The organism is Konateibacter massiliensis (assembly GCF_900184995.1).
Lineage (GTDB): Bacteria > Bacillota > Clostridia > Lachnospirales > Lachnospiraceae > Lachnotalea > Lachnotalea massiliensis.
Genome location: NZ_LT860099.1, coordinates 2799661 through 2816769, shown reverse-complemented (window position 1 = coordinate 2816769; position 17109 = coordinate 2799661). Strand labels below are relative to the sequence as shown.

Annotated in this window: 13 protein-coding genes; 3 read left to right on the top strand and 10 right to left on the bottom strand. The window is 40.4% G+C overall.

The window, feature by feature from the left end; genetic code table 11:
• Positions 1 to 296: 296 nt before the first annotated feature.
• Positions 297 to 1280 carry a DUF5692 family protein gene (locus tag CTY48_RS18480; RefSeq protein WP_099469920.1) on the bottom strand — a complete coding sequence of 328 codons (984 nt, stop codon included), beginning with the start codon at positions 1278 to 1280 and terminating at the stop codon, positions 297 to 299.
• A 251-nt stretch (positions 1281 to 1531) separates the two neighbouring features.
• On the opposite strand from CTY48_RS18480, the gene CTY48_RS18475 reads away from it, so the two are divergent.
• The gene (locus CTY48_RS18475; protein WP_099469919.1) at positions 1532 to 2236 is read left to right on the top strand and encodes a FadR/GntR family transcriptional regulator; all 705 of its coding nucleotides are present in this window, start codon (positions 1532 to 1534) and stop codon (positions 2234 to 2236) included.
• A gap of 171 nt (positions 2237 to 2407) precedes the next feature.
• On the opposite strand, the gene CTY48_RS18470 is transcribed toward CTY48_RS18475, so the two are convergent.
• From CTY48_RS18470 to bglB, 9 genes are all read right to left on the bottom strand, one after another.
• A complete protein-coding gene (locus tag CTY48_RS18470; protein ID WP_099469918.1) occupies positions 2408 to 4042 on the bottom strand; it encodes a hypothetical protein in 1635 nt (544 codons plus the stop codon).
• A gap of 24 nt (positions 4043 to 4066) precedes the next feature.
• On the bottom strand, positions 4067 to 5029 hold the full coding sequence (locus CTY48_RS18465) for an ROK family protein (protein WP_099469917.1): 963 nt from the start codon (positions 5027 to 5029) through the stop codon (positions 4067 to 4069).
• A 9-nt stretch (positions 5030 to 5038) separates the two neighbouring features.
• Positions 5039 to 5770, bottom strand: coding sequence for a glucosamine-6-phosphate deaminase (gene nagB, locus CTY48_RS18460; protein WP_099469916.1), 732 nt, complete (start codon positions 5768 to 5770; stop codon positions 5039 to 5041).
• Positions 5757 to 6947: an MFS transporter gene (locus CTY48_RS18455; protein ID WP_099469915.1), complete on the bottom strand. Its 1191-nt coding sequence runs from the start codon at positions 6945 to 6947 to the stop codon at positions 5757 to 5759. The genes nagB and CTY48_RS18455 overlap by 14 nt, the downstream gene beginning before the upstream one ends.
• A gap of 28 nt (positions 6948 to 6975) precedes the next feature.
• A complete protein-coding gene (locus tag CTY48_RS18450) occupies positions 6976 to 10119 on the bottom strand; it encodes an alpha-mannosidase (protein WP_099469914.1) in 3144 nt (1047 codons plus the stop codon).
• A gap of 13 nt (positions 10120 to 10132) precedes the next feature.
• On the bottom strand, positions 10133 to 10972 hold the full coding sequence (locus CTY48_RS18445) for a carbohydrate ABC transporter permease (protein ID WP_099469913.1): 840 nt from the start codon (positions 10970 to 10972) through the stop codon (positions 10133 to 10135).
• Positions 10972 to 11856, bottom strand: a complete 885-nt coding sequence (locus CTY48_RS18440; RefSeq protein ID WP_099469912.1) for a carbohydrate ABC transporter permease — start codon at positions 11854 to 11856, stop codon at positions 10972 to 10974. The genes CTY48_RS18445 and CTY48_RS18440 overlap by 1 nt, the downstream gene beginning before the upstream one ends.
• Before the next feature lie 81 nt (positions 11857 to 11937).
• Positions 11938 to 13281: an ABC transporter substrate-binding protein gene (locus CTY48_RS18435; protein ID WP_099469911.1), complete on the bottom strand. Its 1344-nt coding sequence runs from the start codon at positions 13279 to 13281 to the stop codon at positions 11938 to 11940.
• A gap of 21 nt (positions 13282 to 13302) precedes the next feature.
• Positions 13303 to 14400 carry a beta-galactosidase BglB gene (gene bglB, locus CTY48_RS18430; protein WP_099469910.1) on the bottom strand — a complete coding sequence of 366 codons (1098 nt, stop codon included), beginning with the start codon at positions 14398 to 14400 and terminating at the stop codon, positions 13303 to 13305.
• A 200-nt stretch (positions 14401 to 14600) separates the two neighbouring features.
• Between bglB and CTY48_RS18425 the strand changes: the two genes are divergently transcribed.
• Together CTY48_RS18425 and CTY48_RS18420 are read left to right on the top strand one after the other, a co-directional pair.
• Complete coding sequence (locus tag CTY48_RS18425) at positions 14601 to 15503, top strand: AraC family transcriptional regulator (protein WP_099469909.1); 903 nt, start codon at positions 14601 to 14603, stop codon at positions 15501 to 15503.
• A 99-nt stretch (positions 15504 to 15602) separates the two neighbouring features.
• Positions 15603 to 17066, top strand: coding sequence for an amino acid permease (locus CTY48_RS18420; RefSeq protein ID WP_099469908.1), 1464 nt, complete (start codon positions 15603 to 15605; stop codon positions 17064 to 17066).
• Positions 17067 to 17109: the final 43 nt, after the last annotated feature.

Below are 17109 nucleotides of genomic sequence, written 5' to 3'. Positions count from 1 at the left end.
CATATCACTTTTTTTCCAGTTCGTCCATTCCGTATTCAAAATACAATTGAAAATTATTATTGATAAGAATCTGCTTTAGCATACATAAAATTCAAAGGAATTTCCTGTTATATAAGAAAGTGTGAGCTTTGCTCACACTTCGCGCCCGAGGGAGTTGCAAAGCAACTACTTCCCCTTCGGGAGGTGCGCATAATATTTTTTATATCATAGGACATTCGATGGAATGTCCTATGATATAAAAAAATCATTGAGATAAGCAAAGCTTTTCGCCTATCACAATGATTTTCTTTTTTACCTTATTCTGCTAATGCTTTTATTTCTCCATACTTCTTCATATCTACATAAAGCTCGCCCTTGTATGGGTTTCTCTTTGTCTTAGTCGCTTTGTATATCATGAATACGAACACTGCAATATTCGCTGCCAGTGATAAAAAGCTCCAGAAGAATAACCAGTTAGTATTGTAGGAGGAAGCTACTGCGAATTTTCCTTCATCGATAAACGCCGGTACTGTCTGGGCAAACATACACCAGATTGCGAGGGTATGCGCACGATGCTGCAGCCATGCTCCCTTTCCAAGTGTAAACGCACACACGGTAGGTGCCAGCAGCAATGCAAATCCGCAATACCAGGAATGTGCCGGTAAGCAGTTGTATGTATAAGCAAAGTTCCATAAATCATAAGCTACAATCCAAAACCATAACATATCCGGCCAAATCATATCTCTGCTCTTATCCTTTGCCGTAGCCTTACGGATGCAAATTCCAAACCAGCCTGTAATTGTAATGATATTCAAAATACCGGCTGCTGCGTTCATAAAGTTCCATGAACCGCCAAGCACAAGCATAGAGTCGTTGGCAATTCCGCCGCCTTCCATTGAGAAGGTAAGACCTACTTCAATGTCTCTTGCCACTGCTTCACAAATATTAATTGCCAAAATCAATGCCGGAAAACATAATGCAATTTTATTAGTGGAAAGACTCCACTCTTTTCCGGTCTTCTTGTTTGTTCCGCGCAGATGGCGAATACACCAAAAACCGATACAGCCCGCTGTTGCAGAGTATACTTTTGCAAGATGGAACCAGTCTGTGTAAGTGGTATCTTTTAATACCGTGAACCATATCACTGATAAGATGATAGGCATTACAACAAAACAGAAAAATCCTACATACTTATTTCGTCTTGTCGCCTCGTTTAGCAAAAACAAAAGACAAAAGACTGCAATCCATACCAGCCATACGGACAATGCGGTTGCCCCGCTCTCATAGTTAAATACAAACATCTAAACATCTCCCTTTGTGGTCATACCAGTATGACACATATTTTATTTGTCACAAAAAAAAGACTAAGCGCCTTTTTCCTGTTTGACAACATCTTAACATATATTGCTGAAAATTGTCAATAGATGGAACGATTTTAGATTTAAATCTTTTATGATTTCTGCTAATATATTTTCTTGATTTTTTTCTTTTTTTGCTATATAATTATTTTGGTATCTGGTCATACCAGTAACAGAAAGGGGAGTGACGTGTCATGGAGTTCTCTAAAATAAGTGCCCCGTCTCTAAAAGAATTATTTATCAATCAGTTGGAAACCATGATTTTATCCGGAAAAATCCCAATTGGCGAAAAGCTGCCCTCCGAAAGAGAGCTTTCGGATTCCATGCAGGTGAGTCGTGCCGTTGTAAATGCAGGCATTACAGAGCTTGCCAGAAGGGGTTTTCTGGTTATTAAGCCAAGAATAGGTACTTTTGTAGCTGATTATAGACGAAACGGTACATTAGAAACTTTGGTTTCAATTATGAATTATAACGGCGGTGTTTTAAGAGATGCCGAAATCCGCTCTATTTTGGAACTTCGAATTGCGTTTGAATCGCTTGCAACCGAACTTTGTATTGCCAAGATAACAGATAATGAGGTTCATCAGTTAAAGCAATATGTTGTTCAAATGAAAGAAACGAAATCTATCGAGACAGCATCTGAGCTGGCTTTTTGCTTCCAGCACGAGCTGGCATGTCTGTCCGGAAATACACTGCTACCACTGATTGTCTCCTCCTTTAAGGTTCCGGTTATGGCACTGTGGAAGCGTTTTTGCAGACTTTACGGTATTGACTCTCTTTACGAAAATACCTCTGTTTTATGTAATTACATTGAGCAACGAGACAGTAAAAAGGCAATTGAATGGTTATCATCCACGATGCGGGATACAATCGAAGGCGATAAGCAGATTTATTATTAACAAAGCAGCCAATTCCCTCGCTCATGAGATAATTGGCTACTTTGTTGCGCCGAATGCAGTCACGTAGTGACATCTTCCACTTGCATTCGTGCGCATAATATCAAAACAGGAGTACCGATTCAAATTCGGTACCCCTGTTTTTGATTTCTAACACTGTAAATCCACTCTTTCCTATGCTTCCTCACATGTTATCGCAAATGTTCTCTCATAAGGGGTATAGTCATTCAAATAAATGGTATAGCCTCCCTCATTAAATTCCTCTCCTGAATAATGGCCGCCAAACTCATGTGTTCCGTAGCCCGGTCCGATTTGAATGCTGCGGTTTTGGTCACGCACCGTTACATAGCCGTCCCTTAGCACCATACCGCTGCCTTTCTCTGTTTTCATGTAAAAGGAATCGTGCTCCATAATCACTCCGTGAGGAACGCAAATTTCAACCCGAAGCGGCAGCTTATCCAATCCGGTGGATTTCACCTTAAATTCCAACCCGTTTTCCAGCTCTTTTATCGCTACCTCTACCTTTAACTCACTGCTGATTTGAAGCTTTCTCTTAGCATGATCCATCTTCCACCAGTCCGAGGTGTCTTGTTTTTCTTCAAACGGAAGGTAATACCAGCCCTTTGCGGTAGCACTCAGCACATATTCCTTTTCTCCTACCTGCATCTCCTCGGGAATAAAATTGCGGATATCGCAGTAGCTTTCACCAATTTTTATAAAAATCGGTGTCTCTTTAAATTTCATAAAGCAAAATGCACTTTTTCCCTTTATGATACTGTAGCCAAACTTTTTTGTCTTTACGCGCATAACGCCTGCTTCCTTGAAGTGTTTGCGGTAGGTGTCCAAAAAGCCATAGCCTTGAAACTCAAATTCCTCCATCTCCTTATGCTGCATAATCGTATAGAGGCATGGAGGTGCTAAATCTCCTCTGTCCTTGTTGTCCTTGATGATTTTATGTGCCGCATTCGCAAAAGCAGGGTCGTTACTCTTTGTCGCCATGTATAAATACTGATAAAAATATTGATACGGATAGGTTGCCTTTCCCTGGTCCTGTCTTGTGGAATTCTGCGTAAACACCGTATCATCTGGCTCATAGTAGTACATCATCATCTTTAGATTCCGCTCTACAAAGCCAAGATAATAATCGTCCTTTTTCTCCTCATACATTGCCATCATCGCATTATTTACAACCGCATTGTAATTTCCGGTGGAGCGCTCCGCGTACTCGCCCTCCTCATCTCCGTCAATTCCTTCCGCAAGAAACTGGTCTGCGCGCGCTGAAAGTCTTTGCTTAAACTCATCATCCTCGACCAGATTTGCTCCCTGCATCAAAGCTGCGGTAATGCCCCATCTGTGGTTTGGCGTATGGAAGCCACCCTCTGCCAATGCCTGAAGTGAGCGAAGCAAAATTGTCTTATATTTGCCGAGTATTTCTTCCTCATCAGGCTCATACTGTAACATGACGCGATATCCCGCTATCAGACGTTTAAAGCAAAAGGATGTATCCGGTGCGGAATTAAAATTACAGGACGGATAATCAAAACTTCCGTTGTCTCTTTGTGCCTTTGCGATAAAATCAAGTGCCAGATTCATAGCAGACTTTAAGGCTTTATCGTGGTAGTATCTGCTGTTTTTATTGCAGTAGACGGCAACTGCCTCGGACATTGCATAAATCGTCGGCTTTGCCTCGTAAATTTCACCCTTCATTCCGCCAAAATCCATCCGGCTCTTATCCTTCACCTGTACTGCCAGGAAATGTTCTACCCTCGTTTCAGCAGAACGAATAATATGTTCCATATATCTCTTCATGGTAATTTTCCTCCATCTATGGTTTTAAACATCTCTTGCAAGTAAGCCTGCTCCGATTATTCCCGCATCATTTTCAAGCTGCGCAAATACTATTTTTGTCTGCCTGCTGGAGGTTCGGGCATAATCCTCCTTCTGCACTCTCTTGAGAAGCCCGTCTAAAATCAAATCTCCTGCCTTGCTGATACCGCCGCCGATACAGACCATATCCGGCTGAAAAATATTGATAATGTCAATGATTCCTACCGATAAATAATAAATATATTGGTTCATCACCTTCTCAGCCGTCTTATCAAGCAGTCTCACCGAATCAAAGAGCGTCTTGCCTTCCACTTTCTCCAAATTGTAATCACACAGCTCCCACAAGATGGATTCTTTCTCTTTTTTCATAGCGGCTTTTGTCTGCTCAATCAGTGCCGTTGCAGAAGCATATGCCTCAAAGCACCCTTTTCTTCCACAATTACAAGGTATTCCTTCACAGTTGATAACAAAATGTCCCAGCTCTCCTGCCGCAAAATTAGAACCTTCATAGAGCTTTCTATCAATTATAATTCCGCCGCCGATTCCTGTTCCAAGTGTTACCATAATTAAAGAATCTGCCTCTTTTCCCGCACCTGCAACAAACTCACCGTAGGCAGCCGCGTTGGCATCATTATTCATGGTTATCGGTATTTCTTCATAGTACTTTTTGAGCATTTCGATTAAATCTTCATCGTGAAAAGACAGGTTATTGGCAAACTCAATCTTTCCGCTCTCCTTATTTACAGTTCCCGGCACACCCATTCCGATGCAGGCATAATTCTCTCTGGTTATCCCAAGCCTCTTCGCCAGCTTTTCAATAAGTGAGGCAATACAAACAATAATTTCATCTGCCGAACCATTCTTCGGAGTCTCCACAGACGCTTTCAAAACCAGTTGATTATCATCATCGATAAAACCGGCTGCAATGTTTGTACCTCCGATATCTACCCCTATTGCATATTTTTTCATAAGTGCCTCCTATTGCTTAATTTCTGACAGCGCTGCCTCATCCGCCACAATCGTCACATTACGATGAAGCTGCAAAATAGAGGCTTGAATTTTCGGCGTAACCGGTCCAAAGAAGGCCTCCTTCAAAATTTCTGCCTTTTCCTTCCCACTGACAACTATCACAATTCTTTTCGCATTCATAATTGTGTCAATTCCCATAGTGTACGCCTGCTTTGGAACCTCCTCGATACTGTCAAAAAATCTTTGGTTTGCCAAGATTGTGGATTCCGTCAAATCAACACAGTGTGTCTTCATCTCAAATTTATCGCTGGGCTCATTGAAGCCGATATGACCGTTATGTCCAAGTCCCAAAAGCTGCAAATCAATGCCCCCTGCATTCTCAATGATTGTGTCATAGTCTTCACAGGCTTTTTTACTGTCCTTCTCCATGCCCTTCGGCAAATAAATTCTGTCTTTCTCTATATTCACTCTCTGAAACAGTTTTTCCTTCATAAAATAATAATAGCTTTGGTCGTTGTCTCTTGAAAGTCCCCTGTATTCATCCAAATTGATTGTCGTCACCTTCGAAAAGTCCAAATCACCTTTTTCGTACCACTCTACAAGCTGATCATAGATTCCAATCGGTGTTGAGCCGGTAGCAAGACCTAACACGCAGTCCGGCTTCATAATAATTTGCGCCGATATGATGTTTGCCGCCTTTCTGCTCATATCCAAATAATCTTCTGCTTTAATAATTTCCATTTTCATTTACTCCTATCACACTTATTCTTCGGTCAAAAACATGAAAAATCAAATAAAAGATACACATTGTAACCGGTAAAATAATAAATCCTCTTGCAAAACCAATCCTGTCCACGAGATAGCCAAACACAATATTAAATATAATATCAAATATGGTAGCAATGCTGATAATACTTCCCGTAGCAGTCGATACAATGTCTCTGTCAAAATAGCTCTGAATCATCATAATCAACGTCGGATACAAAACGGAAAAGAATATTCCTCCTAAGCTAAGTACCAATACTCCTTTTGCTCCCATAAAAATTCCTATTGTATAAAAAAGTGCTGCCACGCCGCCAAAGAGCTTAATACTCTTTTGAATTCCAAGCTTGGCAACCAGCGGTGCAAAAATAAGTCTGCCCACTGTGATACCACCAAAGAACAAGGACAGATAAGTGGACGCCTTTGCCACCGGAAGCCCCAGTGAATTATGTGCATAGGAGACAAACCAGTTGAGAATACCATGCTCTGCCACAAAGTAGCAGCCAAGAATAAAGACAAGATACAAAAAGGCTCTGTTTTGAACAACCTCTTTAAAGCCTTTTTTTCCTCCTGACTGTTTTTGGGGGCTCTTGTCGGGCTCCTCCATTGGCGTAAGTGCAAGCAGGATAATACCAACCACTGCAATCCCGATTAAAATTCCATTGGTCACCTTCCATGATGTGATATTCTCAGCATATTTCCCCGCCAGCTTCTGGCTTCCCGTTGTTCCGATTCCCTGAACGAAAAACAGCGTGTTGATAATCATTGCCGGAGCACTGGCAAACAATGCCGGAGTCATAATGTTGATTAAGGTATTCATCAGTGTTGATGCACCCATCGTAAAAAACATTCCAATTAATAAGACATAATAATTGTCCGTTACAATGTATAACAATGCCGCCAGACACCAGATAGACATAATACCAAGAGAAACCGCCTTCTTTTGGAAACGGTCCGCAATCTTGCCGCCTATGAGCAAAAATACCAGATTGCCCACATAGCTTATCGTGACAATCATGGAAAGTTGGGCGGTTGTCAGGGCAAAATGATTTTCAAAAATAAGTGCGAAAATCCCTCTCATCGCATCGCTTGCCCCAAGAGCCACCATAATGACAGACATACTGATGTAAGCTAATATTTCTTTTTTCTTTGACATGTCTTTTTCTTCTTTCCGATCGTAAAATTTAATGCTGTGATTTTTCCACACTTATTGTTATAATTTCATATGGTTTTATCTCAAAAATCACTTTATCTTCACTGAGTAAAAGCTCCTGCTCTTTCTCCTCCAGCATATTGCAAATCCATGCCCGCGTTGCATGGAGCTCCTTCAAATCAAGGGTAACCTTTCCTCTCTTGCCGTAAGCGTCATACAGTCTCAGTATCACTTCATCCGAGTTTTCTGCCTTCTTCATACTTTCCAGTATCACATGCTCAGGCAATGTGCCAAACAAGCTAAAGTCACAGATTGTTTCACTTTGTCTCTCTGCCTTTGATAAAATGCAAGGAACATTTAATTGATAGGCGTTTTGTATCACTTCCCCTTCTCGGAAATCTCCCGTGTGAGGATAAATTGAGTAAGTAAAATGATGCACTTCTTTGTCCGCATCCGGAAACGGAAAAATACCGGATTTGATAAGTGTAATGCTGATATCCGCCTCTTCAAAGCTGTATCCGTATTTGCAGTCATTCATCAAGGCAACACCGTAGGAGGCCTCTGACATATCCACCCACTTATGGGCACAAACTTCAAACTGTGCCTGCTCCCAGCTCGTATTCTTATGTGTATTGCGGACAATGTTTCCATACTGAATATCGCAGGTCGCCTTTGTCGTCAATAGATCCAGTGCAAATCTTGCTTTTAATAAAAGCTGCTCCTGCTTCCAATCCACTTCTGTTTTAAAGTCAATCCTTCTTGTATTCTCGTAAAATATAATTTCCTGCACAATCGAGGAGTCCAAAAATCTCTTTTTGCAAATTACTTTTGTACACAGAGACCCCTTTTCAACCGTCCAGTCTGTCACTTCATTGACCAGATAGCTCTTCTCGGTATAAAACGAGTCAATATTCCATGCATCAAACTCATAAGGCCTATCCTCATATACAACAAGCTCATTGGAAAGTCTGTTCTCCTTCAGCACTTCTCTCTCTTCTAATTTATCATAAAGGGAGGTAAGCTCTCCTGTCTCGTTAAAATTCACCTTATAATATTTCGTTTCAAATGATTTATCAGCAGCATTTTTTACCGGAACTTGTGCTTTCTCGCTCTCCTCTTCATAAAAAAGAAGGGTATAGCCATTTGCCGGAATATCCGCAACATGGCACAAGCAACCATCCTGTGTATTTTGTATTTCCAACTCTCTGCCGCGATTGACAACGCGTTTTACGCCTTTTGGAAGCAACACGATTTCATCCCTTGCAAAGCTTAAAGTATTCCATAGATAGAGGGCTGCTTTGCCTTCTTGCTCACTACCGCCGCTCTGCTCCTCTACTTTCTTTCTTGCCTGCAAAGAAAGATCAGTTGTCAACTCTTTTATTTTCTTATAATCCTGATCGGAATCCTCGTACACTTCGCCGATGGAACTTCCCGGTAAAATATCGTGAAACTGATTCAGCAAAAGTAGTTTCCATGCCTCCTCCAGTTTTTCCTTCTCGTAAGAAAAAGAAGCATCCCAAACAAAGGCAAGTGTCTGGAAAAATTCTGCTTCCCTAAGAGCAAATTCCATCTTTCGATTATTCCTTTTATTTCTTCCCATTGAAGTATAGGTTCCTCTATGAAATTCTAAATAAAGGTCCCCACACCACTTTGGTATTTGTTTTCCCTTCAAATTTTCTTCCAGCTTTTCAAAAAACTCTCTTGCAAACGCATGCTTAACGGTTGGGCAGCCCGGTATTCCCCGTTTCAGCCGCTCACTTTGTTCCAGCATTTTAGGGGTTGTACCCCCTCCTCCGTCGCCGTAGCCGTAGCACGTCAAGACGTCCTTGCTCAGTTCTTTATTCTGGAAACGCTGCCAAGTTCCCATAATCTGACTTGGATTTTGCAGCCCGTTATATGTTGTGCTGATATCCGGCGTTCTTCTAAGTTCCGGATTTGGCTCATAGTTTCTTGTCGTAATAAAATAGGTAAGTATCTCGCTTCCGTCAATTCCCTGCCACAAAAAGGTGTCATTTGGAATCTTATTGTACTCGTTCCAGCCAATCTTGGTCGTCATAAAGTAATGGATACCCGACTTTTTCAAAATCTGCGGAAGTGCCGCACTGTATCCGAACACATCAGGAAGCCAGAGAATCACATTCTCTTTTCCAAATTCTTCTTTAAAAAACTTTTTTCCGTAAATAATATGACGAATCAGTGATTCGCCTGAGGAAAGATTACAGTCCGGCTCAAGCCACATGGCTCCTTCGGTTTCCCAGCGCCCTTCTTTGACTCTTTCCTTTATTTTTTCAAACAGCTCCGGCGCATCCTCCTTTACAAACTGGTAAAGCTGAGGCTGACTTGACATAAATTTATAATCCGGATAGCGGTCCATTAAGTAAAGCACGGTGGAAAAGCTGCGGATTACCTTCTCTCTCGTCTGGCGTACCCGCCATTTCCACGCAACATCAATATGGGTATGTCCGATGCTGTAAACATTTATATCGCTCTCTTTGCACATCGTTTCATAAAAGTTTTTCTCCAGATAAGCCTGTGCCTTTGAAACAGAAGCATAAAACTCCTCTGAACCGGTTCTTCGAAAATCAATCCGATTCATTGTTTCATTTAAGATGCCTAACATCTTAAGGCGTCGTTCATCCTCTTCCTTTAAAAGCACCGCCGTTTCAAACGGAACAAAAAGATCGTAGTAAAGCTTTTGTACTTCTTTGCTTTGTACTGCTGCCTTCATATCGAGAATGACATCCTTTGTTCCGGTATTTGTATAAGCATAAAGTGCAATCTCGTATTCGTTCTTATCCGCATATTCGCTTAAAATACATTCATAGTGGTTCATGTCCAGTGCGCACAGCATCTCTCCATCCAAATATAAAATAAACTGCGGATTGTCCGTGTTCCAAATATCGGTGGCACCTGTTTTTAAGCAGAATACAACCCTTTTCCCCATAAACTTTTGAGGCAGGCTTATCTTTGCTTTGAAACAATAATGCTGGTCCCACTCTCCAAACCGCTCTCCTGCTTCAAAGCTTTCATAGCCCTCCTTCTCCTGGAGGAAGGTTGTCCTCTCATCATAACCAAGCTTTTTCATTTGAATATCATGGATAGCAATTTCCTCTGGATTTATTTCTTTTTTTAATGCATCTAGCAGATTTTCCAATCTTCTTGTTATGTTATACATGATACTCTCCTTATCAGCCCTTTACGCCTGTGGTGGCAATACCGCCGGTAATATATCTCTGCAAAATAATAAATAAAATAATGACAGGTAAAATAGATAGCATGGAGGCTGCAAGAATAGAATTCCAGTCAACACCCATTGTTCCGATGTAGCTCTTAATTGCGATCTGAATTGTAAAATTCTTCTGATCAGATAATACCATCAATGGCAGAATATAGTCATTCCATCTCCACAAGAAAGAGAATATAGTCAATGTTACGGTTACAGAAGAACCAAGCGGAAGCATAATATCTTTAAATATTTTAAACTCGCTCGCTCCGTCCAAACGTGCCGATTCCACTAATGACAGCGGGATTGACATATAGTGCTGTCTGTACATAAAAATACCTGTGGTGGTCGTAACAACCGGAAGAATAACACCCCATACATTGTTGTAAAGTCCTAATTCACTGATAACTGTAAACTGGGAAATAGTCAATATTTCACCTGGAATCAAGGTTCCCAAAAGGAAAATTCCAAATACCTTATTTGTATATGTGATTTCACCGCGATAAATAGCAAAGGCATAACCGCACATGGCGCTGATTGCCACCGTAATCAAGGTTCCGACTACCGCAAGAAACAAACTGTTCTTAACATAAATGAAGAAACCGTTTTGAATTACCTTCACATAGGAAGCAACCGAAAAGTTCTCCGGAAACAAATGAAGCGGATAAGCAAACAACTCACTGGAAGATTTAAAGGAACTTAAAAGCAACCAGATAATCGGGAAAATCATAATAAATGCAATAGCAAAACCCACTATCGTTATAATAGCACTCTGTGTGCGCTGTGTTTTCTTTACACTTCTCATTATACTTCTCCTCCTCCCTTTGTAAACTTAAACTGAATAATCGTAATAATGATAAACACAAAACTTACAACAACACCAACTGCAGATGCATAACCGTATTTAGACTGGTTAAAGCCCTGATCAAACATATATTGGATGATATATGTAGTTGATGTTCCGGGTCCTCCTAATGAAATACCCTGAATCAATGCATATTCTTTTAACAAGTTTACAGTGGATAATAACAATACGATAAAAATGGTCGGTGACAGCATCGGAAGCATGATTTTGAAAAAAGTCTGCACCTTTGAAGCCCCATCCACATCTGCCGCTTCAAACAATTCTCTCGGAATATTGTTGATTCCTCCGATGAATAAAATCATAAAATAGCCAACTGAAGCCCAGTTCGAGGCGAAGCTGATTACAAAAGTCGCCAGCTTTGGATTAAGCGCCCATTCAAGCGGAGTGCCTCCTAAATACTGTATGAGAAAGTTAATCAGACCATATTCCTGTCCGAACATCCAGTTAATCGTAATACCAACTACCAGGGAGGAAAGCAATACCGGAATATAAACAATCGTACGAATCAGTGTTGTTCCCTTTAATAGTTTTGAGGTAACTAAAACAGCTATAAGCAGCGGTATAATTACTTTAAAAGGCAAGTTTACAATTGTGTAAATAAGAGTTCTTATCATTGTTTTGTAAAACTCTGCATCTGTCAATATCTTTGCATAGTTTTTTATTCCAACTATGTCCATCTTCTTCCAACCGTCAAAATTTGTAAAGGACAAGCCTATACTTAACACCAACGGCACTAAGAAAAAGATTGTAAATAATATAAAGGCAGGTGCAATAAACATCCAAAAGGCTCTTGTATGACAAAATGCCTGCTTCTTTCTATTCATTAATAAATCCTCCGTTAGATTCTATATTAAGCTACTGATTATGAATTCAGCAGCTTAATATTCGTCATCTTTCTATTTCACTTATTCAGCGATAGTCCAGCCAGATTCCTCTGAAAGTTCTTTTGCAAAAGAATCCAATGCTTCCTGCGGAGTTAATTCACCGCTTACCGCTCTCTTTAATGTGTCTCTATATTCTGCATCCTTATATACTCTCCAAGAAGAGCTCTCATCTACCTCAAATGTATCGGTAACCTGCTTTACTTCATCCTGAAGCATCTCAAAATCTACTCTTGCTTTTTCTGATTCTGGCTCATAAATAACATTCTTCATAGAAGAAAGACCTTTATCATTCTGTAAATATGTCTTAAAGTTTTCCTCTGTGTAAAGCCACTTGATAAAGTCAAGTGCAACATCTGAATTGTCAGCATTCTTCGGAACCGCCAAAGCACCACCGCCGATAATCGCACTTCTGGATACTGTTCCTGTAGGAGATGTCATAATTCCAAACTCAAAACTGGAAATTTCAGTTGCAAATGTGTTGTAATTCCAAGAACCGGATAACAAAATTGCCGCATCACCGTTTTTAAAATATTCTACCGGGTTATCTGTTGTAGCGCCTGCCCAGATAGCTTTTGGCATAACACCATCCTCATTAGCCTTTACAAACTTTGTCAGGGTGTCAACGTTCATTGCACTGTTTAAAGTAATTTTAAAGGAATCTCCATCCTTCTGAACTAAGGAACCGCCGTTTGCATACATTAAAATATCATATCTTGCTCTGGAAACGTCTGCTGCAAAACCATATTTTACGCCTGTCTTTTCCTGAAGCAGTGCTGCATTTTCATATAACTGGTCAATTGTCCATGGATTTTCTGCTGTAGGTGCCTCTATGCCTGCTTCTGCAAACAGATCTTCATTGTAATAGAAGCTTGTTGTTGTAAACTGTACCGGAAGACCTGAATATACATCTTCTGTAAATGCCTTACCGATAATGTTGAGCGGAGTTTCTTCAAATAAACTTATGTCAACCACTGTGCTCATATCAACAAATTCTTCCGGATACAGCTGATGAATTCCTACTGTTGAAATTAAATCCGGTAAATCTTTATTTTTTGCCATAGCAGGGAATTTTGTCTTTTGATCATCATTTGACAGAATAATGGTCTCATAGGAATTTCCTGATTCCGCTGCCCACTTGTCCAGCGCATTTTTCAGTGCATTTCCTTCGCCTGGCTCTTCGGAAATCATAACCTTCATGGTCTTTCCTCTTACTTCGGTATCGCCTGAGTTTTCTGTCGCAGCCTCCGTTGTGTTCTCTTTTGTTGTGTCTGATGTTGTGCTGTTAGAAGAACCGCATGCTGCTAAGGAAATCACCATAACCGCACTCAAGGTTGCCGCTAATGCCTTATTAAATCTCTTTCTCATTTCTTTTCCTCCTAATATTTATTATAGTGTTTTTTTTGCTTCTATTAAAAATAAAATCGCAAGTGCTTGTCCATATGGCATTGATTTTATTTCAATACTTTTATAAAAATCTTTGCTTTCTCTTCCCATCGCTGTTCCGTAGGAAACCTGGTTTACCTTTCCTTCCTCTGTGATGCAGGATAAAATCGGTTCCAATGCTTTCTGGGCACACTCTGTCAGGCTTTTATCTATGATTCCCATCTGAGCCGCCCGCAAAATACCATAGGCAAATCCGCAGGTTGCACTCGCTTCTACATAAGAGGTCTTATCATCTACCAGCGTGTGCCACATTCCTGTCTCATCCTGATATTTCACAAGTCCTTCCACCTGTGCCCGAAGCGCTTCCTCCAAAAAGCGTTTGGAAGCCGCATCACATTCTACCATATCAAGAAATTCCGGTATTGCTGCGGTTATCCAACAATTTCCTCTGCCCCACAGTGCTTCTGCAAAGTTATGGTTCCCATGAAAGGTATATCCGTGGAACCACAATCCGGTTTTTTTGTCTGCCAAATACTTGGTATGAAGCAAGAATTGATATTTTGCTTCCTCTACATAATCTTTTCTTTCGTTCATCCTGCCCATATTGGCAAGAAATAGCACCGTCATAAACAGGGTATCATCCCATAGTTCTTGATCGTTTAATGTATCTGAAGTCGTGTGCTGCAGACCGCCTTCCTCTGTTCTCGGCATTTCCGTATAAATCCATTCTGCCCAATCATCACATATCTTCTTGTAGGCTTCATTTTTTGTATATTCTACCAGATAAGACATTGCAAGCATAGGAGCCGTTGTGTTGACGTTTTTTGCCGGAAAACCAATTTCCATCTGCCTGTCATAATATCGGATTAAGATATCTAAGTATTTTTCATCCTTTGTATATTCAAAATATCTCCAAAACCCAAATAAGCCAACGCCCTGTGTCCATTCCCAGAATTGATATTTTCGGATATCATCACCTGCCAAGTTTTTCGTTTTCATATTTTCCAAAAAGGTTTCGTCCTCTTCATATAACACTTCCGTAAAACTGTCAATGAGTTTAACAAGCTTATCTGTTACCTGTTTATCCGTGTTTTGATTCATTTTGTATCCCTTCCTAAAATAATAGCAGATATTGCTTATTACTTTCTTGTTTTTCTTAATTATACAGAATGGTTCATTCATATACTACATACTTTTTGTCATTTTTTTCGATTTTTATTGCATTTTTTGCTCACAAGAATTACAATGTTTTTATACATAGACAAAATATGCAATATATTTATGGAAAGGAACTGTATTTTATGTTAATTGATGATTCTCTCCTATATGAGCAAAAACATAGTATTATCGTCAACGATTTGAATAATAATCTTTTTTATTATTTCGATTATGATGAGAGATATGCAGGTATCAACATGGAGTTTCAGCATTTTCACCGCTTTTACGAAATTTTGATTCTGCTTGCACCGGAAGCAGACCATTTGATAGAGGGAAACTCCTTTCACCTCAAAATGGGAGACATGGTTTTACTGCCGCCCTTCTGTCTGCATAAATCCATCTATAATGAAGGCTTGCCAAGCAAACGTCTTGTAATCAGCTTTATGTTTCCGGAAAACTTATTCGGGCTTCCCAACGGCTATTCCAGCTTGCTAAAGCCTTTTCATGATGAGATTTCTATTTTTCGCTTTTCACAAGAACAAAAAGAACTTCTGCATAAGAAACTTAATGAGATATTTCTCTATTCCAAGCAGGAGGATTTTAAACAGTCAGAATTGAGCGAATTGATTATACATTCGAAATTTATAGATTTTTTGAATACAATATTACGATTTCGGGATCAGAATATCTACCGTGATGAGAAGAAAAATACTCCTTCCACGCAAAAAATGTATGAGGTCAGCTCCTTCATACACGGTCATTTTAATGAGGAGCTCAGTTTGAATTCACTGGCTGACCAGTTTTATTTAAGTCCTTATTATTTGTCACACCAGTTTAAGAAGGTCACTAATTTTACCGTGTCAAACTATATTCAAATGACACGTATCAAACATGCACAACACCTCCTGACTACGACAAATGACAAGATTACGGATATCGCTGCTGCCTGCGGCTTTACAAGCTTTTCCCAATTTAACCGGGTGTTTCAAAAAATCCACCATGTTTCTCCGCGTGATTTCCGAAAAGGCGGGTATTCAAACAAATAGGTTCCGTTTCTCTTCCTATCATGAAATAAATCTGTACAACTAGTTTGAAACAATAAGAATTGTGAAATACTATTAGAAAAAAGACAGATGAGGTATTTTATGAAAAATGAGAACGCCGGACTAACCTCCGGACATTTAACGATGATGGCTCTTGGAACTGTAATCGGAGGCTCTTTTTTCCTCGGTTCCTCCGTGGCGATACAATCCGCCGGCCCAAGTGTTATTCTTTCTTATATTGTATGCGGAATTTTAGTTTATTTTATCCTGTTTGCCCTATCCGAAATGACCGTATCCACCCCTGCTGTCGGTTCCTTTCGAAGCTTTGCCTCTCAGTACGTCAACGATGGGACAGGTTTTGTGGTCGGCTGGGTTTACTGGACCGGAATGGTAATTACCATGTCAAGCGAGGCGACTGCGGTTTCCTTACTCGTAAAAGAATGGTTTCCAAACATCTCGCTTCCTTTGCTTGGCTCTGCAATTATAATAGGCGTTACCCTTTTAAACCTTCTAGGCGCAAGGCAGCTAAGCCGCCTCGAAGGATTTTTAGCTGCCATTAAAATTTTTGCAATTATCGCTTTTATTGTAATTGGTCTTCTATTGATTGTTGGATTTTTTTCGGATATCCCCGCAGTCAGAAATAGCGTTTTGACCACAGAACCGTTCTTTGGCGGCGGAATCAAAAGTCTTGCGGGAAGTATGCTTATTGTTCTCTTTACCTATGCCGGATTTGAAATTATCGGACTGGCAGCCTCCGAGACAAAGGATAAACAAAAAACAATTCCAAGAGCCATTCACCACACCGTATTTTCTCTGCTTATCCTTTATATCCTGTGCATCGTAACACTGTTGTTTCTGGTTCCTACTTCTGATCTAAGTGAAAATGTAAGTCCTCTTGTCAGTGCCTTGAACCGCTATCAGCTTTCCTGGGCAGGAACTGCCATGAATATTATTTTAATCAGTGCCATACTCTCCACTATGCTTGCTGCCATGTTCGGTATCGGCAGAATGCTTCGTTCCCTCGTTGAGGATGGATTAGGTCCACACTTTTTAAAGGATACCACGGATGTTCCGTACAAGGGCATTCTTTTTTCAGGTGCCTGTATGCTTCTCGCCCTTTTTGCAGGAATGCTCTTTCCGAGAGCTTATCTATTTTTAATCAGTTCGGGTGGCTTTGCTCTTTTATTTACCTACATTATTCTTATGATAACCCATATCCGTTTCCGCAAAGCAAACGGAAAGCCGGAGGGAAATTGCCGCTTGTACGGCTTCCCTTACAGCTCCCTCTTTACATTGATCGGGCTTATCATCGCGATGGTGAGCATGCCCTTTATCGCCGGGCAGACCGCAGGCTTTTTTGCCGGAATCTTTCTGGTCGTATTTTATGGCGTCAGCTATGCCATTATGAGATATGTAAGTACAAGAAAGCTTCAAAGAGTGCTCCTTGAATATTCTAAGCTGCCAAGTAAGCGTGCTTTCTTGACGGAGTTTTCGGAAGAATTCCATGATGATGAATCAGACAAAACATCCTCACCCAAAACCAAAACAGAACCTCTTGATAAATAACTGTTTCTTTACTATAAATCCCCGCTTTATTCTACGCAAAACT

Bases quoted from the DNA above. Each gene is read 5' to 3' on its own strand.
- CTY48_RS18480 (WP_099469920.1), bottom strand. From the start codon at position 1,280: ATGTTTGTATTTAACTATGAGAGCGGGGCAACCGCATTGTCCGTATGG.
- CTY48_RS18475 (WP_099469919.1), top strand. From the start codon at position 1,532: ATGGAGTTCTCTAAAATAAGTGCCCCGTCTCTAAAAGAATTATTTATC.
- CTY48_RS18470 (WP_099469918.1), bottom strand. From the start codon at position 4,042: ATGAAGAGATATATGGAACATATTATTCGTTCTGCTGAAACGAGGGTA.
- CTY48_RS18465 (WP_099469917.1), bottom strand. From the start codon at position 5,029: ATGAAAAAATATGCAATAGGGGTAGATATCGGAGGTACAAACATTGCA.
- nagB (WP_099469916.1), bottom strand. From the start codon at position 5,770: ATGGAAATTATTAAAGCAGAAGATTATTTGGATATGAGCAGAAAGGCG.
- CTY48_RS18455 (WP_099469915.1), bottom strand. From the start codon at position 6,947: ATGTCAAAGAAAAAAGAAATATTAGCTTACATCAGTATGTCTGTCATT.
- CTY48_RS18450 (WP_099469914.1), bottom strand. From the start codon at position 10,119: ATGTATAACATAACAAGAAGATTGGAAAATCTGCTAGATGCATTAAAA.
- CTY48_RS18445 (WP_099469913.1), bottom strand. From the start codon at position 10,972: ATGAGAAGTGTAAAGAAAACACAGCGCACACAGAGTGCTATTATAACG.
- CTY48_RS18440 (WP_099469912.1), bottom strand. From the start codon at position 11,856: ATGAATAGAAAGAAGCAGGCATTTTGTCATACAAGAGCCTTTTGGATG.
- CTY48_RS18435 (WP_099469911.1), bottom strand. From the start codon at position 13,281: ATGAGAAAGAGATTTAATAAGGCATTAGCGGCAACCTTGAGTGCGGTT.
- bglB (WP_099469910.1), bottom strand. From the start codon at position 14,400: ATGAATCAAAACACGGATAAACAGGTAACAGATAAGCTTGTTAAACTC.
- CTY48_RS18425 (WP_099469909.1), top strand. From the start codon at position 14,601: ATGTTAATTGATGATTCTCTCCTATATGAGCAAAAACATAGTATTATC.
- CTY48_RS18420 (WP_099469908.1), top strand. From the start codon at position 15,603: ATGAAAAATGAGAACGCCGGACTAACCTCCGGACATTTAACGATGATG.